The 25,544-nt window shown below is 51.2% G+C and carries 20 protein-coding genes; 11 read left to right on the top strand and 9 right to left on the bottom strand.

Translation table 11 applies throughout. From position 1 onward, the window contains the following. Nucleotides 1–771: a selenium cofactor biosynthesis protein YqeC gene (gene yqeC / locus EAS44_RS05545; RefSeq protein ID WP_000835686.1), complete on the bottom strand. Its 771-nt coding sequence runs from the start codon at nt 769–771 to the stop codon at nt 1–3. A 103-nt stretch (nt 772–874) separates the two neighbouring features. Between yqeC and mocA the strand changes: the two genes are divergently transcribed. The 8 genes from mocA to ghxQ all read left to right on the top strand — a co-directional run bounded on the left by mocA (nt 875) and on the right by ghxQ (nt 14,203). Beyond that, complete coding sequence (gene mocA, locus EAS44_RS05540) at nt 875–1,453, top strand: molybdenum cofactor cytidylyltransferase (protein WP_001272860.1); 579 nt, start codon at nt 875–877, stop codon at nt 1,451–1,453. Nucleotides 1,454–1,774: 321 nt separating this feature from the next. Further along, nucleotides 1,775–4,873, top strand: a complete 3,099-nt coding sequence (ygfK, locus tag EAS44_RS05535; RefSeq protein WP_000502375.1) for a putative selenate reductase subunit YgfK — start codon at nt 1,775–1,777, stop codon at nt 4,871–4,873. A 2-nt stretch (nt 4,874–4,875) separates the two neighbouring features. Next, entirely contained in the window at nt 4,876–6,204 is a 1,329-nt protein-coding gene (gene ssnA / locus EAS44_RS05530; protein WP_000906236.1) for a putative aminohydrolase SsnA, read from the top strand. Between the two features lie 50 nt (nt 6,205–6,254). Further along, on the top strand, nt 6,255–7,034 hold the full coding sequence (gene ygfM / locus EAS44_RS05525) for a molybdopterin-dependent oxidoreductase FAD-binding subunit (protein ID WP_000572439.1): 780 nt from the start codon (nt 6,255–6,257) through the stop codon (nt 7,032–7,034). After that, on the top strand, nt 7,031–9,901 hold the full coding sequence (gene xdhD / locus EAS44_RS05520) for a molybdopterin-dependent oxidoreductase Mo/Fe-S-binding subunit (protein ID WP_000583654.1): 2,871 nt from the start codon (nt 7,031–7,033) through the stop codon (nt 9,899–9,901). The genes ygfM and xdhD overlap by 4 nt, the downstream gene beginning before the upstream one ends. A 164-nt stretch (nt 9,902–10,065) precedes the next feature. Beyond that, the gene (gene xanQ / locus EAS44_RS05515) at nt 10,066–11,466 is read left to right on the top strand and encodes a xanthine/proton symporter XanQ (RefSeq protein WP_001280192.1); all 1,401 of its coding nucleotides are present in this window, start codon (nt 10,066–10,068) and stop codon (nt 11,464–11,466) included. A 17-nt stretch (nt 11,467–11,483) separates the two neighbouring features. Beyond that, nucleotides 11,484–12,800, top strand: a complete 1,317-nt coding sequence (gene guaD, locus EAS44_RS05510) for a guanine deaminase (protein ID WP_001296347.1) — start codon at nt 11,484–11,486, stop codon at nt 12,798–12,800. A gap of 35 nt (nt 12,801–12,835) precedes the next feature. Then, nucleotides 12,836–14,203, top strand: coding sequence for a guanine/hypoxanthine transporter GhxQ (ghxQ, locus tag EAS44_RS05505; RefSeq protein ID WP_000012167.1), 1,368 nt, complete (start codon nt 12,836–12,838; stop codon nt 14,201–14,203). 35 nt (nt 14,204–14,238) lie between these two features. Here ghxQ and ygfS read toward each other — a convergent pair whose 3' ends face one another. After that, on the bottom strand, nt 14,239–14,727 hold the full coding sequence (gene ygfS, locus EAS44_RS05500; protein WP_000838415.1) for a 4Fe-4S dicluster domain-containing protein: 489 nt from the start codon (nt 14,725–14,727) through the stop codon (nt 14,239–14,241). Further along, entirely contained in the window at nt 14,727–16,646 is a 1,920-nt protein-coding gene (gene ygfT, locus EAS44_RS05495) for a formate-dependent uric acid utilization protein YgfT (protein WP_001363023.1), read from the bottom strand. The genes ygfS and ygfT overlap by 1 nt, the downstream gene beginning before the upstream one ends. A 435-nt stretch (nt 16,647–17,081) precedes the next feature. Here ygfT and uacT point away from each other — a divergent pair, with 435 nt between their 5' ends. Beyond that, nucleotides 17,082–18,530 (top strand): urate/proton symporter UacT, encoded by a 1,449-nt coding sequence (gene uacT, locus EAS44_RS05490; RefSeq protein ID WP_001363024.1) that lies wholly within the window; start codon nt 17,082–17,084, stop codon nt 18,528–18,530. Nucleotide 18,531: 1 nt separating this feature from the next. Continuing rightward, on the top strand, nt 18,532–18,657 hold the full coding sequence (gene yqfG, locus EAS44_RS05485) for a protein YqfG (protein ID WP_001050745.1): 126 nt from the start codon (nt 18,532–18,534) through the stop codon (nt 18,655–18,657). Here the strand turns inward: yqfG and EAS44_RS05480 are convergent. Further along, nucleotides 18,654–18,725: a protein YqfH gene (locus tag EAS44_RS05480; protein ID WP_120795390.1), complete on the bottom strand. Its 72-nt coding sequence runs from the start codon at nt 18,723–18,725 to the stop codon at nt 18,654–18,656. The genes yqfG and EAS44_RS05480 overlap by 4 nt on opposite strands. Before the next feature lie 54 nt (nt 18,726–18,779). Here EAS44_RS05480 and idi point away from each other — a divergent pair, with 54 nt between their 5' ends. Continuing rightward, a complete protein-coding gene (idi, locus tag EAS44_RS05475; RefSeq protein WP_001192798.1) occupies nt 18,780–19,328 on the top strand; it encodes an isopentenyl-diphosphate Delta-isomerase in 549 nt (182 codons plus the stop codon). Nucleotides 19,329–19,370: 42 nt separating this feature from the next. Here the strand turns inward: idi and lysS are convergent, their stop codons facing one another. The 5 genes from lysS to xerD form a co-directional block, all read right to left on the bottom strand. Beyond that, nucleotides 19,371–20,888 (bottom strand): lysine--tRNA ligase, encoded by a 1,518-nt coding sequence (lysS, locus tag EAS44_RS05470; protein ID WP_000003071.1) that lies wholly within the window; start codon nt 20,886–20,888, stop codon nt 19,371–19,373. Nucleotides 20,889–20,897: 9 nt separating this feature from the next. Then, nucleotides 20,898–21,996 (bottom strand): peptide chain release factor 2 gene (gene prfB, locus EAS44_RS05465; RefSeq protein ID WP_001701073.1). Its coding sequence is split into 2 segments (ribosomal slippage): nt 20,898–21,920 and nt 21,922–21,996, totalling 1,098 coding nucleotides; the frame shifts between segments, so codons are not numbered across the junction. A gap of 90 nt (nt 21,997–22,086) precedes the next feature. Continuing rightward, the gene (gene recJ, locus EAS44_RS05460) at nt 22,087–23,820 is read right to left on the bottom strand and encodes a single-stranded-DNA-specific exonuclease RecJ (protein ID WP_000813190.1); all 1,734 of its coding nucleotides are present in this window, start codon (nt 23,818–23,820) and stop codon (nt 22,087–22,089) included. A gap of 5 nt (nt 23,821–23,825) precedes the next feature. Further along, the gene (dsbC, locus tag EAS44_RS05455) at nt 23,826–24,536 is read right to left on the bottom strand and encodes a bifunctional protein-disulfide isomerase/oxidoreductase DsbC (RefSeq protein ID WP_000715230.1); all 711 of its coding nucleotides are present in this window, start codon (nt 24,534–24,536) and stop codon (nt 23,826–23,828) included. 24 nt (nt 24,537–24,560) lie between these two features. Further along, entirely contained in the window at nt 24,561–25,457 is an 897-nt protein-coding gene (gene xerD / locus EAS44_RS05450) for a site-specific tyrosine recombinase XerD (protein WP_000806987.1), read from the bottom strand. Nucleotides 25,458–25,544: the final 87 nt, after the last annotated feature.

Raw genomic sequence — 25,544 nt, 5'->3', positions numbered from 1 at the left:
CTAATTCACAAATCTGCGCGCGATTGCAGGATGTTCTTGTATATCGCCCAGCCAGATTGCCTCTACGTTGTGTTGTTGCAGCGGTTGAAGGAGCTCGCTTTGCGCAATCGCATTCTCACATTGAGAAAAACGGTTAATGAACCAGACTCGCCGACAACCTTGCGGTACGTTTTTAAACGCCCCCTGAGGGTGGCGAACCAGCGCAACGAGATCGCTCAGTTGCAAGGGTGCATCAGGTGTTAACCCAGTAATATCAGCAAACTGCGACCAGCGATGGACATTTTCTGTGCTCACTTTCGCACCCAAAATATGTCCTCCCATCACAGCAATCACGCAGCAACTGCTTTTAGGTATGCAAGGTTCGTGCTCATCAGGCGCTTTTAACGGCATTCCACGCGAGCCATCTGCCTCAATGAGAATTACGTCACACTCTGGTCGTTGTACCAGTGCATCAATCGCTTCTGGCGTAAATCCCTGCACTTTTCCCTGGTTCGCTTTCCAGCAGTGAAAACAAAATGAAATGGGGGATATAAAAGACGCATGAGGAAGCATGGCGGGATCACGACAGAAAACCACGGGCCAGTGAGATGTTGGCATAAACATATGTGTCGTCGTAGTGATTAATACACGCCTGCCACTCGCCTGGAACAGTTCTGCCAGCCAAAAAAGCAAGCTGGTTTTCCCCCCAGCACCAACAATAGAAATCACAGTGGGACGTTTCTGCGCGCCTAAATCAATGAATAATGCCGATGGGTCAATTATACTTTTCACGCGTCTTTATGGACCTCTCTGGGATAAATTACCCTCAACGTAATCCATCAGGAAGTAACGCAATTATCAGGCGTTATTAGCTCCTGTAAATAATGGAATCACTATGTCAGCCATCGACTGTATAATTACCGCCGCAGGATTATCATCAAGAATGGGGCAATGGAAAATGATGTTACCCTGGCAACAGGGAACAATTCTTGATACAAGTATCAAAAATGCGTTGCAGTTTTGTAGCCGAATTATTTTAGTCACCGGCTATCGTGGTAATGAACTGCACGAGCGTTATGCGAACCAGAGCAATATCACTATTATCCACAACCCAGATTATGCGCAGGGTTTACTGACATCAGTAAAGGCCGCAGTACCCGCGGTGCAAACAGAACATTGTTTTCTCACCCACGGAGATATGCCAACCCTCACCATCGATATTTTTAGAAAAATCTGGTCGTTACGAAATGATGGCGCAATACTGCCACTCCATAATGGCATCCCCGGCCATCCGATTTTAGTGTCAAAACCATGCCTGATGCAGGCAATCCAGCGACCCAATGTCACCAATATGCGTCAGGCACTCCTTATGGGAGAACATTATTCCGTCGAAATAGAAAATGCAGAAATAATTTTAGATATTGATACTCCGGACGACTTTATTACAGCGAAGAAAAGGTATACTGAAATTTAGAAAACGTAGTTAAACGATTGCGTTCAAATATCTAATCCCTCCAGCACTCTTTATCATAATGATAAGGAATCACTGATTTTGAGAAAAGAGAAAATGTGATAAATGGGCTGGCAATAATAATTTTCAGGAGTGATTTTAATTCTCATTTGGCACCTGTGAGTTCATTCACAAAAAGCCATTAAGTTTCGAGCCGCCTCACATTTTTTTATATTTCCCGCCAAACCTGGCAAGAGTGGTGCGATTGTTGCTCTATCCCCCTAAACCACCGGATTTCTCAACACCGGTCACTCAATGATATCTGTATAAGCTAAGGAGAGGGTTATGGGGGATATTATGCGTCCCATTCCGTTTGAGGAACTTTTGACGCGCATATTTGATGAATACCAACAACAACGCTCAATCTTTGGTATTCCCGAGCAACAGTTTTACTCACCCGTAAAAGGTAAAACTGTTAGCGTCTTCGGTGAAACCTGTGCCACTCCCGTCGGCCCTGCCGCTGGCCCGCACACGCAACTTGCGCAAAACATCGTCACCTCCTGGCTGACTGGCGGACGCTTCATCGAACTAAAAACCGTCCAAATTCTTGACCGCCTGGAGCTGGAAAAGCCCTGTATCGATGCCGAAGACGAGTGCTTTAACACCGAATGGTCTACCGAATTTACCCTGCTTAAAGCCTGGGATGAATACCTCAAAGCCTGGTTTGCCCTGCACCTTCTCGAAGCGATGTTCCAGCCTTCTGATTCCGGTAAATCGTTCATCTTTAATATGAGCGTCGGTTACAACCTCGAAGGTATTAAGCAACCGCCGATGCAGCAGTTCATCGACAATATGATGGACGCATCTGACCATCCGAAATTCGCTCAATACCGCGATGCACTTAATAAGCTACTCCAGGATGAGGCATTTTTAGCCCGCCACGGATTGCAGGAAAAACGCGAAAGCTTGCAAGCCTTACCCGCTCGCATCCCCACCAGCATGGTACAAGGGGTTACCCTCTCCACCATGCACGGCTGTCCTCCGCATGAAATCGAAGCCATTTGCCGCTACATGCTGGAAGAAAAAGGGCTCAACACCTTTGTGAAACTCAACCCGACCTTACTGGGGTACGCGCGTGTTCGTGAGATCCTCGATGTCTGCGGTTTCGGTTACATCGGCTTAAAAGAAGAGTCATTTGATCACGACCTCAAGCTGACGCAAGCACTGGAAATGCTGGAACGCCTGATGGCACTGGCAAAAGAAAAATCACTCGGCTTTGGCGTAAAACTGACTAACACTCTCGGCACCATCAACAATAAAGGCGCATTGCCCGGTGAAGAGATGTATATGTCAGGCCGTGCGCTGTTCCCGCTCTCCATCAACGTTGCAGCAGTTCTCTCTCGCGCCTTTGACGGCAAACTGCCCATTTCTTATTCCGGTGGTGCCAGTCAGCTGACTATCCGCGATATTTTTGATACTGGTATTCGCCCTATTACTATGGCAACCGACCTGCTGAAACCTGGCGGCTATCTGCGCTTAAGTGCCTGCATGCGCGAGCTGGAAGGCTCCGACGCCTGGGGACTTGACCACGTTGACGTCGAACGACTGAACAGACTGGCAGCAGACGCGTTAACCATGGAATACACCCAGAAACACTGGAAGCCAGAAGAGCGTATTGAAGTGGCTGAAGACCTGCCGCTGACCGATTGCTACGTTGCCCCCTGTGTTACTGCCTGCGCTATCAAGCAAGATATTCCGGAATACATCCGTTTGCTTGGCGAACACCGCTATGCCGACGCGCTGGAACTCATCTATCAACGCAACGCCCTGCCCGCCATTACCGGTCATATTTGCGATCACCAGTGCCAATACAACTGTACCCGCCTGGATTACGACAGTGCGCTGAATATCCGCGAACTGAAAAAAGTCGCCCTGGAAAAAGGTTGGGATGAATATAAGCAACGCTGGCACAAACCAGCCGGTTCCGGTTCACGCCATCCGGTAGCCGTGATTGGTGCAGGTCCGGCAGGTCTGGCGGCAGGTTACTTCCTTGCCAGAGCGGGCCATCCGGTTACGCTGTTTGAACGAGAAGCCAATGCGGGCGGCGTGGTGAAAAATATCATTCCTCAGTTCCGTATTCCTGCAGAGTTAATTCAGCACGATATCGATTTTGTTGCCGATCACGGCGTGAAATTTGAGTACGGTTGCTCACCGGATCTGACCGTCGAACAGTTAAAAAATCAGGGCTTCCACTATGTTCTGATTGCCACCGGCACTGATAAAAATAGCGGTGTGAAACTGGCGGGCGACAACCAAAATGTCTGGAAATCACTCCCCTTCCTGCGTGAATACAACAAGGGCACAGCGCTCAAGCTGGGCAAACATGTGGTCGTTGTCGGGGCGGGTAACACGGCAATGGACTGCGCTCGTGCGGCGTTACGCGTTCCAGGCGTAGAAAAAGCAACGGTCGTTTACCGTCGTTCACTGCAAGAGATGCCAGCATGGCGCGAAGAGTATGAAGAAGCGTTGCACGACGGCGTGGAGTTCCGTTTCCTGAATAATCCGGAACGTTTCGATGCTGATGGCACCTTAACCTTGCGCGTTATGTCGCTTGGCGAACCTGATGAGAAAGGTCGTCGCCGTCCGGTTGAAACCAACGAAACAGTAACACTGCATGTAGACAGCCTAATCACCGCCATTGGTGAACAGCAGGATACTGAAGCCCTGAATGCGATGGGCGTGCCGCTGGACAAAAACGGCTGGCCAGACGTCGACCATAATGGCGAAACGCGTCTGAGTGACGTCTTTATGATCGGCGACGTACAGCGCGGACCATCCTCCATTGTCGCTGCTGTCGGAACCGCGCGTCGGGCGACCGATGCCATCCTGAGTCGGGAAAATATCCGTTCCCACCAGAACGATAAATACTGGAATAACGTCAATCCGGCGGAAATCTATCAACGTAAAGGCGATATCTCTGTCACTCTGGTGAACAGTGACGATCGTGATGCGTTTGTCGCGCAGGAAGCCGCTCGCTGCCTTGAATGTAACTACGTTTGCAGCAAGTGTGTGGATGTCTGCCCGAACCGCGCCAACGTATCCATTGCGGTCCCAGGCTTCCAGAACCGTTTCCAGACGCTGCACCTCGACGCTTACTGTAACGAATGTGGCAACTGCGCCCAATTCTGCCCGTGGAACGGTAAACCGTACAAAGACAAAATCACCGTCTTCAGCCTGTCGCAAGACTTTGATAACAGCAGCAACCCAGGCTTCCTTGTGGAAGATTGCCGGGTACGCGTACGTCTGAATAACCAAAGCTGGGTGTTAAACATCGACAGCGAAGGTCAGTTCAACAACGTACCACCGGAGCTGAACGATATGTGCCGCATCATTAGCCATGTCCACCAGCATCATCATTATCTGCTGGGCCGCGTGGAGGTGTAATCATGTTGATTCTGAAGAATGTCACCGCAGTGCAGTTACACCCGGCGAAAGTGCAGGAAGGCGTTGATATCGCCATCGAAAATGATGTGATTGTCGCTATCGACGATGCCCTGACGCAACGCTATCCCGATGCCAGCTACAAAGAGATGCATGGTCGGATTGTGATGCCGGGAATTGTCTGCTCGCACAACCATTTTTACTCGGGGCTGTCCCGCGGAATTATGGCAAACATCGCCCCCTGCCCGGATTTCATCTCAACGCTGAAAAATCTCTGGTGGCGACTCGATCGCGCCCTTGATGAAGAGTCGCTCTATTACAGCGGACTGATTTGTTCCCTGGAAGCGATTAAGAGTGGATGTACATCGGTTATCGATCACCATGCCTCTCCGGCGTATATCGACGGGTCGCTCTCCACATTGCGCAACGCATTTTTAAAAGTTGGCCTGCGCGCGATGACCTGTTTTGAAACTACTGACCGTAACAACGGCATCAAAGAGTTGCAGGAAGGTGTAGAAGAAAACATCCGCTTCGCCCGTCAGATTGATGAGGCGAAGAAAGCAGCAACCGAGCCGTATCTGGTGGAAGCTCATATCGGCGCTCACGCGCCGTTTACCGTGCCGGATGCCGGTCTGGAGATGCTGCGTGAAGCCGTGAAAAGCACAGGTCGTGGTTTGCATATTCACGCTGCGGAAGACCTTTACGACGTTTCCTACAGTCACCATTGGTACGGCAAAGACCTGCTGGCACGACTGGCGCAATTCGATCTCATCGACAGCAAAACGCTGGTCGCTCATGGGCTGTACTTGTCGAAAGATGACATCGCCCTACTCAATCAGCGCGATGCGTTCCTGGTGCATAACGCCCGTTCAAACATGAACAACCATGTCGGCTACAACCATCACCTTAGCGACATCCGCAATCTGGCGTTGGGAACGGACGGCATTGGTTCGGACATGTTTGAAGAGATGAAATTTGCCTTCTTTAAACATCGCGATGCGGGTGGCCCGCTGTGGCCTGACAGTTTTGCCAAAGCACTGGCTAACGGCAACGAACTGATGAGCCGCAACTTTGGCGCGAAATTTGGGCTTCTGGAAGCCGGTTACAAAGCCGATTTAACCATTTGCGATTACAACTCGCCGACGCCGCTGCTGGCAGACAATATCGCCGGGCATATCGCTTTCGGTATGGGCTCAGGCAGCGTTCACAGCGTGATGGTCAATGGTGTGATGGTCTATGAAGACCGTCAGTTTAACTTCGATTGCGATTCCATTTATGCGCAAGCCAGAAAAGCCGCTGCCAGTATGTGGCGTCGGATGGATGCGCTGGCATAAATAACAGCTCCCCTCTTCTTTCAGAGAAGAGGGGAAATTAAGGAAAGACGATGATTGAACAATTTTTCAGACCCGACTCAGTCGAACAGGCGCTGGAACTGAAGCGCCGCTACCAGGATGAAGCCGTCTGGTTCGCCGGGGGCAGCAAACTCAACGCTACACCAACCCGTACCGATAAAAAGATTGCCATTTCCTTGCAGGATCTGGAGCTGGACTGGATTGACTGGGATAACGGTGCACTACGAATTGGCGCAATGTCTCGCTTGCAGCCACTGCGTGATGCGCGATTTATTCCTGCAGCACTGTGTGAAGCCCTCGGTTTTGTTTACTCACGCCATGTTCGTAATCAGTCGACCATTGGTGGTGAAATCGCCGCCCGGCAGGAAGAGTCGGTGCTGCTTCCCGTCCTGCTGGCACTGGATGCTGAACTGGTTTTTGGCAACGGCGAAACGCTGTCAATCGAGGACTACCTGGCCTGCCCATGCGATCGCCTGTTAACCGAAATTATCATTAAAGATCCGTATCGCACCTGTGCGACTCGCAAAATTAGCCGTTCTCAGGCAGGTTTAACCGTCGTGACGGCAGCCGTTGCAATAACAGACCACGACGGTATGCGAATTGCGCTGGATGGCGTAGCCAGTAAAGCACTGCGTCTGCATGATGTTGAAACTCAAAATCTGGAAGGCAATGCACTTGAACAGGCTGTCGCCAACGCCATTTTCCCGCAGGAAGATTTGCGGGGCAGCGTGGCCTATAAACGCTATATCACGGGAGTTCTGGTAGCCGACCTGTATGCCGACTGCCAACAGGCTGGGGAGGAAGCCGTATGATCATCCACTTTACTTTAAATGGCGCGCCTCAGGAGCTAACCGTTAATCCAGGCGAAAACGTGCAAAAGCTGTTGTTTAACATGGGAATGCACTCTGTACGCAACAGTGATGATGGTTTTGGGTTTGCCGGTTCTGACGCAATTATCTTTAACGGTAATATCGTTAACGCGTCCTTGCTTATCGCCGCACAGTTAGAGAAGGCAGATATTCGTACCGCAGAATCTCTGGGCAAATGGAACGAGTTAAGTCTGGTTCAACAGGCCATGGTTGATGTTGGCGTGGTGCAGTCTGGTTATAACGATCCAGCTGCGGCTCTGATTATCACCGATCTTCTCGATCGCATCGACGCACCTACCCGCGAAGAGATCGACGACGCGCTCTCAGGTCTGTTTAGCCGCGATGCTGGCTGGCAGCAATACTATCAGGTCATTGAACTGGCGGTTGCACGTAAAAATAATCCGCAGGCCACCATTGATATCGCTCCGACTTTCCGTGACGACCTTGAAGTCATTGGCAAGCATTATCCTAAAACTGATGCCGCGAAAATGGTGCAGGCAAAACCCTGCTATGTTGAAGACCGCGTAACGGCTGACGCCTGCGTCATTAAAATGTTACGTAGCCCACACGCTCACGCACTGATTACTCATCTGGATGTCAGCAAAGCTGAAGCCTTACCGGGCGTCGTTCACGTTATTACTCACCTGAATTGCCCGGATATTTACTATACCCCGGGTGGTCAGAGCGCACCGGAACCATCACCGCTTGACCGCCGTATGTTCGGCAAGAAAATGCGTCACGTCGGCGATCGCGTTGCTGCGGTAGTAGCCGAAAGTGAAGACATTGCGCTCGAAGCACTGAAGCTCATCGATGTTGAATATGAAGTGCTTAAGCCGGTAATGTCGATTGACGAGGCAATGGCGGAAGATGCGCCTGTCGTGCACGATGAACCGGTGGTGTATGTTGCTGGTGCGCCAGATACTCTGGAAGATGATAACAGCCATGCAGCCCAGCGCGGCGAGCATATGATCATCAACTTCCCGATCGGTTCTCGCCCACGCAAAAATATCGCTGCCAGTATTCATGGTCATATTGGCGATATGGACAAAGGCTTTGCCGATGCCGATGTGATCATTGAGCGAACCTATAACTCAACGCAGGCGCAGCAGTGCCCGACTGAAACACATATCTGCTTTACCCGTATGGACGGCGATCGTCTGGTGATCCACGCCTCCACCCAGGTACCATGGCACTTACGCCGCCAGGTCGCGCGCCTCGTGGGCATGAAACAACATAAAGTTCATGTCATTAAAGAACGTGTAGGCGGCGGTTTTGGCTCTAAACAGGACATCCTGCTGGAAGAAGTGTGCGCCTGGGCAACTTGCGTGACCGGGCGTCCGGTACTTTTCCGCTACACCCGTGAAGAAGAGTTTATTGCTAACACCTCTCGTCACGTAGCGAAAGTCACCGTCAAACTGGGCGCGAAAAAAGATGGTCGCCTGACGGCAGTGAAGATGGATTTCCGCGCCAACACTGGCCCTTACGGTAACCACTCACTCACCGTACCGTGTAACGGACCGGCGCTGTCGCTGCCGTTATATCCATGCGATAACGTCGATTTCCAGGTCACCACCTACTACAGCAACATTTGCCCAAATGGTGCTTATCAGGGTTATGGCGCACCGAAAGGTAACTTCGCTATCACCATGGCATTAGCGGAACTGGCTGAACAGTTACAGATCGACCAACTGGAAATTATCGAACGTAACCGGGTACACGAAGGGCAAGAGCTGAAAATTCTCGGTGCAATCGGTGAAGGTAAAGCGCCGACCTCCGTTCCTTCCGCCGCCAGCTGCGCACTGGAAGAGATCCTGCGTCAGGGTCGCGAGATGATCCAATGGTCTTCACCAAAACCACAAAACGGTGACTGGCACATCGGTCGCGGCGTCGCCATTATCATGCAGAAATCAGGGATCCCAGATATCGATCAGGCTAACTGCATGATCAAACTGGAATCAGACGGTACCTTTATCGTTCATTCTGGCGGTGCGGATATTGGTACTGGCCTGGATACTGTGGTGACGAAACTGGCAGCAGAAGTGCTGCACTGCCCCCCGCAGGACGTGCATGTTATCTCCGGTGATACCGATCATGCGTTGTTTGATAAAGGCGCATATGCCTCGTCCGGTACTTGCTTCTCGGGTAACGCTGCGCGTTTGGCAGCGGAAAATCTGCGGGAGAAAATCCTGTTCCACGGCGCGCAAATGTTGGGTGAGCCAGTGGCAGATGTTCAACTAGCAACGCCGGGCGTCGTTCGCGGCAAGAAAGGCGAAGTTAGTTTCGGAGAGATAGCCCATAAAGGCGAAACCGGCACCGGCTTTGGTTCACTGGTGGGAACTGGCAGTTATATCACGCCTGATTTCGCCTTCCCGTATGGCGCAAACTTCGCTGAAGTTGCCGTCAACACGCGTACGGGTGAAATCCGCCTGGATAAATTCTACGCCTTGCTGGACTGCGGTACACCGGTCAATCCAGAGTTAGCGCTGGGACAAATCTACGGTGCCACCCTGCGTGCTATCGGCCACAGTATGAGCGAAGAGATCATTTATGACGCCGAAGGTCACCCGTTAACGCGTGATTTACGCAGTTACGGCGCACCGAAAATTGGTGACATTCCGCGTGATTTCCGCGCTGTGCTGGTGCCGAGCGACGATAAAGTCGGCCCATTCGGGGCGAAATCGATCTCGGAAATCGGTGTAAATGGCGCCGCTCCGGCGATTGCTACCGCAATTCACGATGCCTGCGGCATCTGGTTACGCGAATGGCATTTCACACCGGAGAAAATACTCACCGCGCTGGAAAAAATATAAGTAATAAATGGCCGCTTCGGCGGCCTGTTTCTCTGTTTGAACGATGACTAAATAGTGACTGCGAAAATGAGATAAGCCGTTCTCAAGGCGTCCTGCGCCCCAAATTCGTGGGAATTTATTTTACTAATTCAGATGATCAAATTTACTTTAAAAGGAGTGAAGGGATGTCTGATATAAACCATGCAGGTTCTGACCTTATATTTGAACTGGAGGATCGCCCTCCCTTTCATCAGGCTCTCGTAGGTGCCATTACCCATCTGTTGGCAATTTTCGTTCCGATGGTAACCCCCGCGTTAATCGTGGGTGCGGCCTTACAGCTTTCCGCTGAAACAACTGCCTATCTTGTTTCTATGGCGATGATCGCCTCTGGTATTGGTACCTGGTTACAAGTAAACCGCTACGGCATCGTCGGTTCTGGTTTACTTTCAATTCAGTCAGTCAATTTTTCATTTGTTACGGTCATGATTGCGCTGGGCAGCAGCATGAAAAGCGACGGTTTTCACGAAGAGTTAATCATGTCGTCGCTCCTCGGCGTCTCCTTCGTTGGCGCATTTCTGGTTGTCGGCTCTTCTTTTATCCTGCCCTATTTACGTCGGGTTATTACGCCTACCGTCAGCGGCATTGTGGTGCTGATGATCGGCTTAAGCCTGATTAAAGTCGGCATTATTGATTTTGGTGGAGGATTTGCAGCCAAAAGCAGCGGTACGTTCGGCAATTACGAACATCTCGGCGTTGGCTTATTGGTTTTGATTGTGGTGATCGGCTTTAACTGCTGCCGCAGTCCGTTGCTACGCATGGGTGGGATCGCCATTGGGCTATGTGTCGGCTATATCGCATCGTTATGCCTGGGCATGGTGGATTTCAGCAGTATGCGCAATTTGCCGTTAATCACCATCCCGCATCCGTTCAAATACGGCTTTAGTTTTAGCTTCCATCAGTTCCTGGTGGTTGGCACGATTTATCTGCTTAGCGTGCTGGAAGCTGTCGGCGATATCACCGCCACGGCAATGGTTTCCCGCCGTCCCATTCAGGGGGAAGAGTATCAGTCCCGACTGAAAGGCGGCGTGCTGGCAGATGGTCTGGTTTCTGTTATCGCCTCCGCTGTCGGTTCATTACCATTAACCACGTTTGCGCAAAATAATGGGGTTATTCAGATGACTGGCGTCGCTTCACGTTATGTCGGGCGAACCATCGCGGTAATGCTGGTTATCCTCGGCTTATTTCCGATGATTGGCGGCTTTTTTACGACCATTCCCTCGGCAGTTCTGGGAGGCGCAATGACGTTGATGTTTTCCATGATTGCCATCGCAGGGATTCGCATCATCATCACCAACGGTTTAAAGCGCCGAGAAACACTTATTGTCGCCACTTCTTTAGGTTTAGGACTTGGCGTCTCCTACGATCCCGAAATTTTTAAAATATTGCCAGCCTCTATTTATGTATTAGTTGAAAACCCTATTTGTGCTGGCGGGTTAACTGCGATTTTATTAAATATTATCCTCCCTGGTGGCTACCGACAGGAAAACGTTCTGCCTGGTATTACCTCAGCGGAAGAGATGGATTAACAGTAAAGGAGTCAATGATGTCAGGAGAACACACGTTAAAAGCGGTACGAGGCAGTTTTATTGATGTCACCCGTACGGTCGATAACCCGGAAGAAATTGCCTCTGCGCTGCGGTTTATTGAGGATGGTTTATTACTCATTAAACAGGGAAAAGTGGAATGGTTTGGCGAATGGGAAGACGGAAAGCATCAAATTCCTGACACCATTCGCGTGCGCGACTATCGCGGCAAACTGATAGTACCGGGCTTTATCGATACACATATCCATTATCCGCAAAGTGAAATGGTGGGGGCCTATGGTGAACAATTGCTGGAGTGGTTGAATAAACACACCTTCCCTACTGAACGTCGTTATGAGGATTTAGAGTACGCCCGCGAGATGTCGGCGTTCTTCATCAAGCAGCTTTTACGTAACGGAACCACCACGGCGCTGGTGTTTGGCACTGTTCATCCACAATCCGTTGATGCGCTGTTTGAAGCCGCCAGTCATATCAATATGCGTATGATTGCCGGTAAAGTGATGATGGACCGAAACGCACCGGATTATCTGCTCGACACTGCCGAAAGCAGCTATCACCAAAGCAAAGAACTGATTGAACGCTGGCACAAAAATGGTCGTCTGTTGTATGCGATTACGCCACGCTTCGCCCCTACCTCATCTCCTGAACAGATGGCGATGGCGCAACGCCTGAAAGAAGAATATCCGGATACATGGGTACATACCCATCTCTGTGAAAACAAAGATGAAATTGCCTGGGTGAAATCGCTTTATCCTGACCATGATGGTTATCTTGATGTTTACCATCAGTACGGCCTGACCGGTAAAAACTGCGTCTTTGCTCACTGCGTCCATCTCGAAGAAAAAGAGTGGGATCGTCTCAGCGAAACCAAATCCAGCATTGCTTTCTGTCCGACCTCCAACCTTTACCTCGGCAGCGGCTTATTCAACTTGAAAAAAGCATGGCAGAAGAAAGTCAAAGTGGGCATGGGAACGGATATCGGTGCCGGAACAACTTTTAACATGCTGCAAACGCTGAACGAAGCCTACAAGGTATTGCAATTACAAGGCTATCGCCTCTCGGCATATGAAGCGTTTTACCTGGCCACGCTCGGCGGAGCGAAATCTCTGGGCCTTGACGATTTGATTGGCAACTTTTTACCTGGCAAAGAGGCTGATTTCGTGGTGATGGAACCCACTGCCACTCCGCTACAGCAGCTGCGCTATGACAACTCTGTTTCTTTAGTCGACAAATTGTTCGTGATGATGACGTTGGGCGATGACCGTTCGATCTACCGCACCTACGTTGATGGTCGTCTGGTGTACGAACGCAACTAATAATAAAACTTTAACATCCTCGTGAGGACATCATTATGTCTGGAGACATCCTACAAACACCGGACGCACCAAAGCCACAGGGCGCGCTGGATAATTATTTTAAAATTACCGCTCGTGGCAGTACCGTTCGTCAGGAAGTACTGGCTGGCTTAACGACCTTTCTGGCCATGGTTTATTCCGTTATCGTCGTTCCGGGAATGCTGGGCAAAGCAGGTTTTCCTCCCGCAGCTGTGTTTGTTGCCACCTGTCTGGTCGCGGGCTTCGGCTCGTTGCTGATGGGGTTATGGGCCAATTTGCCAATGGCGATTGGTTGCGCTATTTCCTTGACGGCGTTTACCGCATTCAGTCTGGTACTCGGGCAACAAATTAGCGTTCCTGTCGCACTGGGCGCAGTCTTTCTGATGGGCGTCATCTTCACCGCTATTTCCGTAACCGGTGTGCGTACCTGGATCTTACGTAATTTGCCGATGGGGATCGCTCACGGTACAGGTATCGGTATCGGCCTGTTTCTGCTGCTGATTGCTGCTAACGGTGTGGGAATGGTTATAAAAAACCCGATTGAAGGCTTGCCAGTGGCGCTCGGTGCCTTTACCTCCTTCCCGGTGATGATGAGCTTACTGGGGCTGGCGGTCATCTTCGGTCTGGAAAAGTGCCGCGTACCCGGCGGGATCTTGTTGGTGATTATTGCAATTTCGATCATCGGCTTAATCTTTGACCCAGCGGTGAAGTACCACGGTCTGGTGGCGATGCCAAGCCTGACTGGCGAAGATGGTAAGTCTCTGATTTTCAGCCTCGATATTATGGGCGCACTCCAGCCAACTGTACTTCCGAGTGTACTGGCATTGGTGATGACCGCAGTGTTCGACGCCACTGGCACCATCCGTGCCGTCGCCGGTCAGGCGAATTTGTTGGATAAAGACAACCAGATCATCAACGGCGGCAAAGCCCTGACCAGTGACTCAGTAAGTTCAATATTCTCCGGCCTGGTGGGCGCAGCGCCCGCGGCGGTTTATATCGAATCAGCGGCAGGAACCGCCGCCGGGGGGAAAACCGGTTTAACCGCAACCGTGGTTGGTGTGTTGTTCCTGATGATTCTGTTTTTATCACCGTTATCGTTTCTGATCCCCGGTTATGCCACAGCTCCCGCACTGATGTACGTGGGTTTGCTGATGTTAAGCAACGTCTCGAAGCTGGATTTCAACGATTTTATTGACGCAATGGCTGGCCTGGTGTGTGCCGTGTTCATCGTTCTGACTTGTAATATCGTTACCGGTATTATGCTGGGCTTTGTAACACTGGTGGTGGGTCGCGTCTTTGCGCGCGAATGGCAAAAGCTGAATATTGGTACGGTGATCATTACTGCCGCACTGGTCGCGTTTTACGCGGGTGGTTGGGCAATCTAATAGATTCTCCGCGCCTTTCAGCGCGGAGATTTCTTTCACAGAGGATTCTCACTGCTGGCAACAATACGCTGCTGGCGGACTCGCCTGAGTTCTCTTTCAGTCAGCAACTGCAGCGCCTGTGTCGGGCAAGATTCAACGCAGGCTGGCCCCTCTTCCCGCTGTTCACAGAGATCGCATTTCACGATTTGTTGCCGGGTATCCCCCGGCAATGACTGAATGGTGATCATTCCAAACGGGCACGCACTGACGCAACTCTGACAGCCAATACAACGGGCAGAATTTGCCTGCACCACCTGCTCGCCCATCGTCAGCGCCCCCACGGGACAAGCGCCAACACAAGGGGCGTTTTCACACTGATGGCACATCACCGGCGCACTGATGCTATCCAGCCGTTGTACCTTCAGCCGGGGTAAAAAGATATCGGCATTCAACTCCTGTTCTGAAGGGTGAGCGACCACACAGGCCACTTCACAAGTACGGCAGCCAATACAGTCAGCCGGATTAACGATAATTAACGATTTCATCACGATGCCTTCGTATCAAACAGAGTTAACATATCGCGCGCCGCCTGCCTTCCTGCGGCCATTGCAGTGACAACCAGATCTGCGCCATGAACTGCATCACCACCAGCAAAGACTTTTTTCAGATGCGTCTGGGTGGGTAAATACCCGACGTCGCCGGTTTGAATCAGGCCCCATTTATCGAGTTTAATTCCGCTGCCCTGCAACCACGGCATGGTATGTGCCTGGAAACCAAAGGCCATAATGAGAACATCGGCGGGCAATTCAAACTCTGAACCCGCAACCGGACGAGGACGACGGCGGCCATCCGGCCCCGGCTCACCCATAGCGGTACGAATCAGGCCCACCGCCGTTAAGCGTCCATCTTCATCACAAGCGATATATTGCGGCTGAACATTGAACTGAAACTCAACACCTTCCTCGCGGGCATTGACCACCTCTTTGCGCGAACCCGGCATACTGACTTCATCACGACGATACGCACAGGTCACGCTGGCAGCATTAAGGCGGATGGAAGTCCGCAAACAATCCATTGTCGTATCGCCACCGCCCAATACCACAACTCGCTTACCTTCCACATCCGTCAGCGGATACTCTGCAGACTCCGGCAATCCCATGAGCTGGCGGGTATGGGCGGTCAGGAACGGTAACGCCTGAATGACACCAGGCGCATCTTCATGCGGCAGATCTGCTCGCATCATCCCGTAAGTCCCCACGCCGAGGAAAACAGCATCATATTCCGCCGTTAATTCGTTGAAAGAGATATCGCGGCCAATTTCACAGTTGAGATGGAAATCGATTCCCATTGCGGTGAATATCTCTCGCCGCTGGCTTAATACCGTTTTATCGAGTTTGAAAGGAGGAATGCCAAAAGTCAGCATACCGCCAATTTCTGGATGGCGATCAAAGACATCAACCTGAACTCCCGCGCGCGCCAGAATATCAGCACACCCTAATCCTGCAGGTCCAGCGCCAATCACCGCCACTTTTTCGCTACGGGGAACAACTTTGCTGACATCGGGACGCCAGCCCATCGCCAGCGCAGTATCGGTGATGTAGCGTTCCAGATTACCGATAGAGACTGCGCCAGAGTGATCTTTCAAAGTACATGCACCTTCACAAAGACGGTCCTGTGGACATACCCTGCCGCAGATTTCGGGTAAGGAACTGGTCTGGTGGCAAAGTTCTGCCGCTTCAATAATCTTTCCTTCCTGTACCAGACGGATGTAATCCGGAATAGCGTTATGCAGCGGACAATGCCAGTTGCAGTTAGCTTTTTCGGCACAATAAACACAGCGGTCACTCTCATAAGTCGCTTGTTGTGGATCCAGCCCGCAATAGATTTCGCCAAAGTGGGTTTTCCGTTCACTCGCTGAAATTTTATCTGCGCCTTTACGCGAGTTAACGGGGAGCAACGCTGCACTGCGAGATGGCTGAGCGTCTGATGACGCTTTTCCTGCTGCCGTTTTGCGCTGGCGGGCCACCTTTATCTGCTGCAACCCTTTATCGTCCATCAGCCGTAACGCCTGTGTTGGGCAGACGTCAATACAGGCTTGCGTGCCGGAACTGCGCTGGTTACAAAGGTCGCATTTCTGTGCAATCGTATCGACCATCTCAACGACGCCAAAGGGGCAAGCGATTGCGCATCTTTTACAACCAATACATTTTTGCTCGTCCAGTTGTACGCTATCAGACTGGAAAGTCAGAGCATTAACCGGACAAGCCGTAACGCAAGGGGCATTGTTGCAGTGATGGCAGGCCACCGGATTCGCAGCCTGGCCTTTCCCTACAACGTGGATACGCGGTCGAAAGTCACTGTGACTCAGCGGCCAGTTTTCTTGATTATGTGCCACCGCACAGGCAATTTCACAAGCATGGCAGCCTATACATTCCGCAGCTTCAGCAGCGATAAACTTATTCATTTGCATCCCTTTCATTTAATGAGTTATGTCTTCTCAAATTTCGCGATGCAATAAACGGGCATATATTAGGTAGCATGACCGTTTTAATTATAATTTTGCAACTGAGTTCAAATTATTGCCCCTCAATCTATGCCGCTTTCATTATTTCAACATTGCCGATCAAAAGAATGCTATCCAGATAAAAACGATTAAATGCGAGAGTGCGACATGCCAGAATGATTAATGAAATATCAATATGAGAAAATTACAGATAATTCCATTGTCAGGTTCTCTTCTCATTTTCGTGGTTTAACCACGATTATGTGATTGCCTCCGCAATTCCTGTCTCTAACTCCCCTTCCTCGCAAAAACTGGCACTCCACGAGCATGTGTTTAGACAGTTTCATGAACATAAACGGTTGCTTTTTACTCTGGCGGGCGAAAGGAGAAACACTGATGAGCGCCATAGATTCCCAACTTCCCTCATCTTCTGGGCAAGACCGCCCAACTGATGAGGTTGACCGCATATTATCACCAGGAAAGCTGATCATACTCGGTCTGCAACACGTCCTTGTCATGTACGCAGGTGCAGTCGCTGTTCCTCTTATGATTGGTGACCGACTCGGCCTATCAAAAGAAGCTATTGCGATGCTCATCAGCTCGGATCTCTTTTGCTGCGGGATCGTCACATTATTGCAATGTATCGGTATCGGCCGCTTTATGGGGATCCGCCTGCCGGTGATTATGTCGGTGACCTTCGCCGCTGTAACACCAATGATAGCTATTGGTATGAACCCGGATATCGGCCTGCTGGGGATATTCGGTGCCACTATCGCCGCGGGTTTTATCACCACATTATTAGCGCCACTTATCGGTCGCTTGATGCCTTTATTCCCGCCACTGGTTACCGGTGTGGTTATTACTTCTATCGGGCTTAGCATCATTCAGGTGGGTATTGACTGGGCCGCCGGAGGTAAAGGGAATCCGCAATATGGTAATCCCGTTTATTTAGGTATCTCCTTTGCCGTCTTAATTTTTATCTTGCTCATTACTCGCTATGCGAAAGGATTTATGTCCAACGTCGCCGTATTACTGGGGATTGTATTTGGTTTTTTACTTTCGTGGATGATGAATGAAGTCAATTTATCCGGGCTACATGATGCTTCATGGTTTGCGATTGTCACGCCGATGTCATTTGGTATGCCGATTTTCGATCCCGTTTCCATTCTGACCATGACTGCCGTGTTAATCATCGTGTTTATCGAGTCGATGGGGATGTTCCTGGCACTGGGTGAAATAGTCGGTCGTAAACTCTCTTCACACGATATTATTCGCGGGCTGCGTGTCGATGGTGTAGGGACAATGATAGGCGGAACGTTTAACAGCTTCCCCCACACGTCATTTTCTCAAAACGTTGGCCTGGTTAGCGTGACGCGCGTTCATAGCCGCTGGGTGTGCATTGCTTCCGGTATCATTTTGATCCTGTTCGGCATGGTGCCCAAAATGGCGGTGCTGGTGGCCTCGATTCCGCAATTTGTGCTGGGCGGCGCGGGGCTGGTGATGTTCGGCATGGTACTGGCGACAGGGATTCGAATTCTGTCGCGCTGTAACTACACCACTAACCGTTACAACCTCTATATTGTGGCGATCAGTCTCGGTGTTGGCATGACGCCAACGCTCTCTCACGATTTCTTTTCTAAGTTACCGGCCGTACTGCAACCGTTGCTGCATAGCGGCATTATGCTCGCAACCCTTAGCGCCGTTGTGCTGAACGTCTTCTTTAATGGCTACCAGCATCATGCTGACCTGGTGAAGGAATCCGTCTCTGATAAAGATTTAAAAGTCAGGACAGTACGTATGTGGCTTCTGATGCGCAAGCTGAAGAAAAATGAGCATGGAGAATAATATGAATCTTTTAATGCGCGCTATATTCAGTCTGCTGTTGCTTTTTACTCTCTCTATTCCTGTCATTTCTGATTGTGTTGCAATGGCCATTGAAAGTCGCTTCAAATATATGATGCTGCTTTTTTAAATGGTTTTTACCTGTCGACATCCGCTCAAAACGGGCGGTTGTCGATAAACGCTCACTTGGTTAATCATTTCACTCTTCTATTATCTATAATGATGAGTGATCAGAATTACATGTGAGAAATTATGCAAACGGAACACGTCATTTTATTGAATGCACAGGGAGTTCCCACGGGTACGCTGGAAAAGTATGCCGCACACACGGCAGACACCCTCTTACATCTCGCGTTTTCCAGTTGGCTGTTTAATGCCAAAGGGCAATTATTAGTTACCCGCCGCGCCCTTAGCAAAAAAGCGTGGCCTGGCGTGTGGACTAACTCGGTTTGTGGGCACCCACAACTGGGAGAAAGCAACGAAGAGGCGGTGATCCGCCGTTGCCGTTATGAGCTTGGCGTAGAAATTACGCCTCCTGAATCTATCTATCCTGACTTTCGCTACCGCGCCACCGATCCGAATGGCATTGTGGAAAATGAAGTGTGTCCGGTATTTGCCGCACGCACGACCAGTGCGTTACAGATCAACGATGATGAAGTGATGGATTATCAATGGTGTGATTTAGCAGCGGTTTTACGCGGTATTGATGCTACGCCGTGGGCGTTCAGTCCGTGGATGGTGATGCAGGCGACAAATCGCGAAGCCAGAAAACGATTATCTGCATTTACCCAGCTTAAATAAAAAACCCCGACGGTTGCCGGGGTTGTGAGCATAACGTAATGCTTATTTTACCGGACGCATCGCCGGGAACAGAATAACGTCGCGGATGGTATGGCTGTTGGTGAACAGCATTACCATACGGTCGATACCAATTCCCAGACCGGCTGTCGGTGGTAAGCCATGTTCCAGTGCGGTGACATAATCTTCGTCGTAGAACATCGCTTCGTCGTCACCTGCATCTTTCGCGGCAACCTGATCCAGGAAGCGCTGCGCCTGATCTTCCGCGTCATTCAGCTCGCTAAAGCCGTTACCGATTTCACGCCCACCAATGAAGAACTCAAAGCGGTCTGTGATTTCCGGGTTAACGTCGTTACGACGCGCCAGAGGAGAAACTTCTGCCGGATATTCAGTAATGAAGGTCGGCTGGATCAGATGTGCTTCTGCCACTTCTTCGAAGATCTCGGTAACGATACGGCCCAGACCCCAGCTTTTCTCAACGTGGATGCCGATAGATTCAGCAATCGCTTTCGCAGAGTCGAAGTTGTCCAGATCCGCCATGTCAGTTTCCGGGCGATATTTCTTGATCGCTTCACGCATGGTCAGTTTTTCGAACGGTTTACCGAAGTCCAGCGTTACGTCGCCGTAGGTCACTTCCGTCTTACCGAGAATATCCTGTGCCAGAGTACGGAACAGCGATTCGGTCAGCTCGATAAGATCTTTGTAATCTGCGTAAGCCATATAGAGTTCCATCATGGTGAACTCTGGGTTATGACGTACGGAAATACCTTCGTTACGGAAGTTACGGTTGATTTCGAATACACGCTCGAAGCCACCGACCACCAGACGCTTGAGGTACAGTTCCGGCGCGATACGCAGGTACATGTCGAGATCCAGCGCGTTATGGTGAGTGATAAACGGACGCGCAGCGGCACCGCCAGGGATCACCTGCATCATCGGCGTTTCAACTTCCATAAAGCCGCGGTTCACCATGAACTGGCGAATACCAGAGAGGATCTGCGAGCGCACTTTAAAGGTGTTGCGGGATTCATCGTTAGAGATGAGATCCAGATAACGCTGACGATAGCGCGCTTCCTGATCCTGCAAGCCGTGGAATTTATCCGGCAGCGGACGCAGTGCTTTGGTCAGCAGACGCAGCTCGGTACAGTGGATAGACAGTTCGCCGGTTTTGGTTTTGAACAGTTTACCTTTCGCGCCGAGGATATCGCCGAGGTCCCATTTTTTGAACTGCTCGTTGTAAACGCCTTCCGGCAGATCGTCACGGGCAACGTACAACTGAATGCGACCGCCAACGTCCTGCAGGGTAACGAAAGACGCTTTACCCATAATACGACGGGTCATCATGCGGCCAGCAACGGCGACTTCGATGTTCAGCGCTTCCAGTTCTTCGTTCTCTTTACCGTCGAATTCTGCGTGCAATTGGTCAGAGGTATGATCGCGACGGAAATCGTTCGGGAAGGCAATCCCCTGCTCACGCAGGTTCGCCAGCTTCTCACGACGCGTTTTCAGTTCATTGTTAAGATCGACTACCGCGTCAGCGCCCTGTGCGTGTTGTTCAGACATGTTGGTTCCTCATAACCCTGCTTTCAAACTTGCTTCGATAAATTGATCCAGGCTGCCGTCCAGCACGGCCTGCGTGTTGCGGGTTTCTACCCCGGTACGCAGATCTTTAATGCGGGAGTCATCAAGGACATAAGAACGAATCTGGCTGCCCCAGCCGATGTCGGATTTATTGTCTTCCATCGCCTGTTTCTCGGCATTTTTCTTCTGCATCTCCAGTTCATAAAGCTTCGCTTTCATCTGCTTCATGGCTTGGTCTTTGTTCTTGTGCTGGGAACGGTCGTTCTGGCACTGAGTCACGATCCCGGTCGGGATGTGAGTAATACGCACCGCAGATTCGGTACGGTTAACGTGCTGACCGCCCGCGCCGGACGCGCGATAAACGTCAATGCGCAGATCCGCCGGATTGATTTCGATATCGATATCGTCATCAACTTCCGGGTAAACAAACGCGGAGCTGAACGACGTGTGGCGACGACCGCCGGAGTCAAACGGGCTCTTACGCACCAGGCGGTGAACGCCAGTTTCTGTACGCAGCCAGCCGTAAGCGTAATCGCCGGAGATTTTGATCGTTACGGATTTAATACCCGCCACTTCACCTTCCGACTCTTCGATAATTTCAGTTTTGAAACCACGCGATTCTGCCCAGCGCAGATACATACGCTCAAGCATGCTCGCCCAGTCCTGTGCTTCCGTGCCGCCAGACCCCGCCTGAATATCGAGGTAGCAGTCGGCGCTGTCATATTCGCCAGAGAACATACGGCGGAACTCAAGCTGCGCCAGTTTTTCTTCCAGGGCGTCGAGTTCAGCAACGGCTTCGTTAAAGGTTTCTTCGTCGTCAGCTTCTACAGCCAGTTCCAGCAGACCAGAAACATCTTCCAGCCCCTGTTTCATTTGGTCGAGGGTGTCGACAACGGCTTCGAGGGAGGAACGCTCTTTACCCAGCGCCTGTGCGCGTTCGGGTTCGTTCCAGACATCCGGCTGTTCCAGCTCGGCGTTTACTTCTTCCAGACGCTCTTTCTTGGCGTCATAGTCAAAGATACCCCCTAAGAACGTCGGAGCGTTCCGTGAGGTCCTGAATGCGATTATTTACCGGATTAATTTCAAACATGGTCTGATTTCTTTTATTGAGCTAGTCAAAATGCGGTGATAAGAGCGGGATTGTACCCAATCCACGCTCTTTTTTATAGAGAAGATGACGCTAAATTGGCCAGATATTGTCGATGATAATTTGCAGGCTGCGGTTGCCGCGAAACTCGTTGATATCGAGCTTGTAAGCCAGTTGCACTTCGCGCACACCGTTATCCGGCCAGAGGGCGGTATCGACATTAAAAGCAATCCCGTCCAGCAGTGGACCGCCGCCGACCGGTTCGACCATGACTTTCAAATGACGTTCGCCCACCAGCCGCTGTTGCAGCAGACGAAAATGACCGTCAAACAGCGGCTCCGGGAACATCTGCCCCCACGGGCCAGCATCGCGCAACAGCTGCGCCACTTCCATGGTCATTTCGGCCGGACTTAACGGACCGTCCGACACCACTTCGCCTTGCAATAGCGAAGGGTCCAACCACTCCGTAACCAGTTCGCCAAACCGTTGTTGAAAGAGTTCGAATTTATCCTCTTCCAGCGACAAACCCGCCGCCATCGCATGACCGCCAAACTTGAGCATCATGCCGGGGTAGAGTGTGTCTAATCGCTCCAGCGCATCACGCATATGCAGCCCCTGAATGGAGCGACCGGAACCTTTCAGCGTACCATCACCAGCTGGCGCAAAGGCGATAACCGGACGGTGAAAACGCTCTTTGATACGCGATGCCAGAATGCCAACAACGCCCTGATGCCATTCGGGGTGATACATTGCCAGCCCGCCGGGTAGCGTGTCGCGGCTGCGCTCCAGTTTCTCGCACAAGGTCAGGGCTTCAACTTGCATTCCCTGTTCGATCTCTTTTCGCGTCTGGTTTAGCGCATCGAGTTCATTTGCCAGCACGCGCGCTTCGCCGATGTTGTCGCACAGCAACAGCGCCACGCCAACGGACATATCGTCCAGTCGCCCGGCAGCATTGAGACGTGGCCCCAGCGCAAAACCTAAATCGCTGGCGGCGAGTTTTTGTGGATCGCGATTGGCCACTTCCAGCAGCGCTTTAATCCCCGGACGGCACTTTCCGGCACGGATGCGACTCATCCCCTGCCAGGTCAGAATGCGATTATTAGCGTCCAGCGGCACGACGTCCGCCACTGTCCCCAACGCTACCAGATCCAGCAGTTCTGCCAGATTAGGAATTGCGATGCCGCGCTCATCAAACCAGCCCTGATCGCGCAAAAAGGTGCGCAGCGCCAGCATCAGATAAAACGCCACACCCACGCCTGCCAGTGATTTCGACGGGAAATTACAGTCGCGCAAGTTAGGGTTAATGATCGCTTCCGCTGCGGGTAATGTGTCGCCTGGCAAATGGTGATCGGTAACAATAACCGGAATGCCCAACGAACGAGCGTGTTCAACCCCCGCATGGGAGGAAATACCGTTATCCACCGTGACAATTAACTGCGCGCCACGGGCATGAGCCTGATCGACTACTTCCGGGCTTAAGCCGTAACCGTCTTCGAAACGGTTTGGAACCAGGTAGTCGATATTGCTGCAACCAAGCGAGCGCATCGCCAGCACGCTTAGAGCCGTGCTGGTGGCACCGTCGGCGTCGAAATCACCGACCACAATAATCCGCGTGCCTTCGCGAAAAGCGTTGTAAAGGATCTCAACGGCCTTTTCGACGCCGCTCAGTTGCTGCCAGGGCAGCATGCCTTTAACACTGCGTTCCAGTTCCTGCGCGCTACGCACACCCCGGCTGGCATATAAACGGCGCAGCAAGGGAGGCAATTCAGCGGGCAAGTCGGCCGTTTCATCGACTTCACGGCGACGAAGTTGTATCTGTTGTTTCACGCGAATTATTTACCGCTGGTCATTTTTTGGTGTTCGTCGAGGAATTCTTTCATGTCTTTCGGCGGCTGGTAACCTGGAACAAGTGTGCCATTGCTCAGCACAACTGCCGGAGTACCGCTAACGCCAAGCTGGACGCCAAGTGCGTAATGGTCGGCAATATCCACGTCGCAGCTGGCTGGTGCGACGCTTTTACCTGCCATCACATCATCAAACGCTTTGTTTTTATCTTTCGCACACCAGATAGCTTTCATTTCTTTCTCTGCATCGCTGTCCAGCCCCTGGCGCGGGAAAGCAAGATAACGCACGGTGATCCCCAGCGCGTTATAGTCTGCCATTTGCTCATGCAGTTTGTGGCAGTAACCACAGGTAATATCAGTAAACACGGTGATGACGTGTTTTTCCTGCGGCGCTTTATAAACGATCATCTCTTTTTCAAGCGCATTCAACTGCTTTAACAGCATCTTATTGGTGACATTGACCGGAGCCGTGCCACTAACGTCATACATTGGCCCCTGAATGATATGTTTACCATCATCGGTGATGTACAACACACCGCTGTTAGTCAGAACTGTCTTCATGCCAGCTACGGGCGCGGGCTGAATATCGCTGCTTTTGATGCCCATTTTGGCTAACGTTTGTTGAATTGCCGCGTCATCAGCCTGAACAAAGCCTGAAAACGCTGCCAACAAGGTAAATAACATAAAACCTTTCTTCATAAATTTTCCTGTTCTTTTCAGACATCACGCCCGCGGGTGATGCTGTTGATGAAGTTGCCGCAGACGCTCGGTAGCGACATGCGTATAAATTTGCGTGGTGGAGAGATCGCTGTGGCCCAGTAGCATCTGCACCACGCGCAAATCCGCACCATGATTTAATAAGTGAGTGGCAAAAGCGTGACGCAACACATGCGGTGACAGCTTTTCGCTGTCGATACCCGCCAGCACGGCATAATGTTTAATGCGGTGCCAGAAGGTCTGTCGCGTCATCTGCTGCGCACGCTGGCTGGGAAACAACACGTCAATTGACACACCATTCAACAGCCACGGACGCCCATGTTCCAGATAGGTTTCCAGCCAGTAAACCGCCTCTTCACCTAACGGCACCAGGCGCTCTTTGTTGCCTTTACCAATGACCCGCACTACGCCCTGACGCAGGCTGATATCACTCATTGTCAACCCGACCAGTTCAGAGACACGCAGTCCGGTAGCATACAACACTTCAAGCATGGCTTTATCGCGTAGCTCCAGTGGCTGATCAATTAATGGTGCCTGTAATAAACGTTCGACCTGCGCTTCGCTTAAATCTTTTGGCAAACGCTGGGGCAATTTCGGTGAAGCGAGATGCGCACTGGGATCATCTTCACGAAACTTTTCGCGATAAAGATACTGGAACAATCGGCGCACTGCACTCAGCAAACGCGCTGAGCTGGTGGCTTTATACCCGCCCTCCAGCCGTTCTGCCAGTAATGCCTGCAAATCGTCACTTTGCGCCGTCGCCAGCGTCAACCCGCGGTGATGCAACCACTCCACCATCATTGACAGATCGCGACGGTAAGCGTTCAACGTATTTTCAGCCAGATTTTTTTCCAGCCACAGAGCATCAAGAAACTGCTCGATGCGTGCCAGCTCCTGTTTCACTTGCGCCCCTTATGGTCACTCATTTGATCCATTATGCCTTATTGTGCCGTGACTAAAGCGATTCTGATACACTAGCCGCAAAAGCCA

Source organism: Escherichia coli DSM 30083 = JCM 1649 = ATCC 11775 (assembly GCF_003697165.2).
In the GTDB taxonomy this organism is placed as follows: Bacteria; Pseudomonadota; Gammaproteobacteria; order Enterobacterales; family Enterobacteriaceae; genus Escherichia; species Escherichia coli.
The sequence above is the reverse complement of the archived record's forward strand: the minus strand, read 5'-3'. Positions and strand labels throughout refer to the sequence as shown.

What these genes read in the sequence shown, in the direction of transcription:
- mocA (WP_001272860.1), top strand. Translation starts at nt 875, where the DNA reads ATGTCAGCCATCGACTGTATAATTACCGCCGCAGGATTATCATCAAGA.
- ygfK (WP_000502375.1), top strand. Translation starts at nt 1,775, where the DNA reads ATGGGGGATATTATGCGTCCCATTCCGTTTGAGGAACTTTTGACGCGC.
- ssnA (WP_000906236.1), top strand. Translation starts at nt 4,876, where the DNA reads ATGTTGATTCTGAAGAATGTCACCGCAGTGCAGTTACACCCGGCGAAA.
- ygfM (WP_000572439.1), top strand. Translation starts at nt 6,255, where the DNA reads ATGATTGAACAATTTTTCAGACCCGACTCAGTCGAACAGGCGCTGGAA.
- xdhD (WP_000583654.1), top strand. Translation starts at nt 7,031, where the DNA reads ATGATCATCCACTTTACTTTAAATGGCGCGCCTCAGGAGCTAACCGTT.
- xanQ (WP_001280192.1), top strand. Translation starts at nt 10,066, where the DNA reads ATGTCTGATATAAACCATGCAGGTTCTGACCTTATATTTGAACTGGAG.
- guaD (WP_001296347.1), top strand. Translation starts at nt 11,484, where the DNA reads ATGTCAGGAGAACACACGTTAAAAGCGGTACGAGGCAGTTTTATTGAT.
- ghxQ (WP_000012167.1), top strand. Translation starts at nt 12,836, where the DNA reads ATGTCTGGAGACATCCTACAAACACCGGACGCACCAAAGCCACAGGGC.
- ygfS (WP_000838415.1), bottom strand. Translation starts at nt 14,727, where the DNA reads ATGAAATCGTTAATTATCGTTAATCCGGCTGACTGTATTGGCTGCCGT.
- ygfT (WP_001363023.1), bottom strand. Translation starts at nt 16,646, where the DNA reads ATGAATAAGTTTATCGCTGCTGAAGCTGCGGAATGTATAGGCTGCCAT.
- uacT (WP_001363024.1), top strand. Translation starts at nt 17,082, where the DNA reads ATGAGCGCCATAGATTCCCAACTTCCCTCATCTTCTGGGCAAGACCGC.
- yqfG (WP_001050745.1), top strand. Translation starts at nt 18,532, where the DNA reads ATGAATCTTTTAATGCGCGCTATATTCAGTCTGCTGTTGCTTTTTACT.
- idi (WP_001192798.1), top strand. Translation starts at nt 18,780, where the DNA reads ATGCAAACGGAACACGTCATTTTATTGAATGCACAGGGAGTTCCCACG.
- lysS (WP_000003071.1), bottom strand. Translation starts at nt 20,888, where the DNA reads ATGTCTGAACAACACGCACAGGGCGCTGACGCGGTAGTCGATCTTAAC.
- dsbC (WP_000715230.1), bottom strand. Translation starts at nt 24,536, where the DNA reads ATGAAGAAAGGTTTTATGTTATTTACCTTGTTGGCAGCGTTTTCAGGC.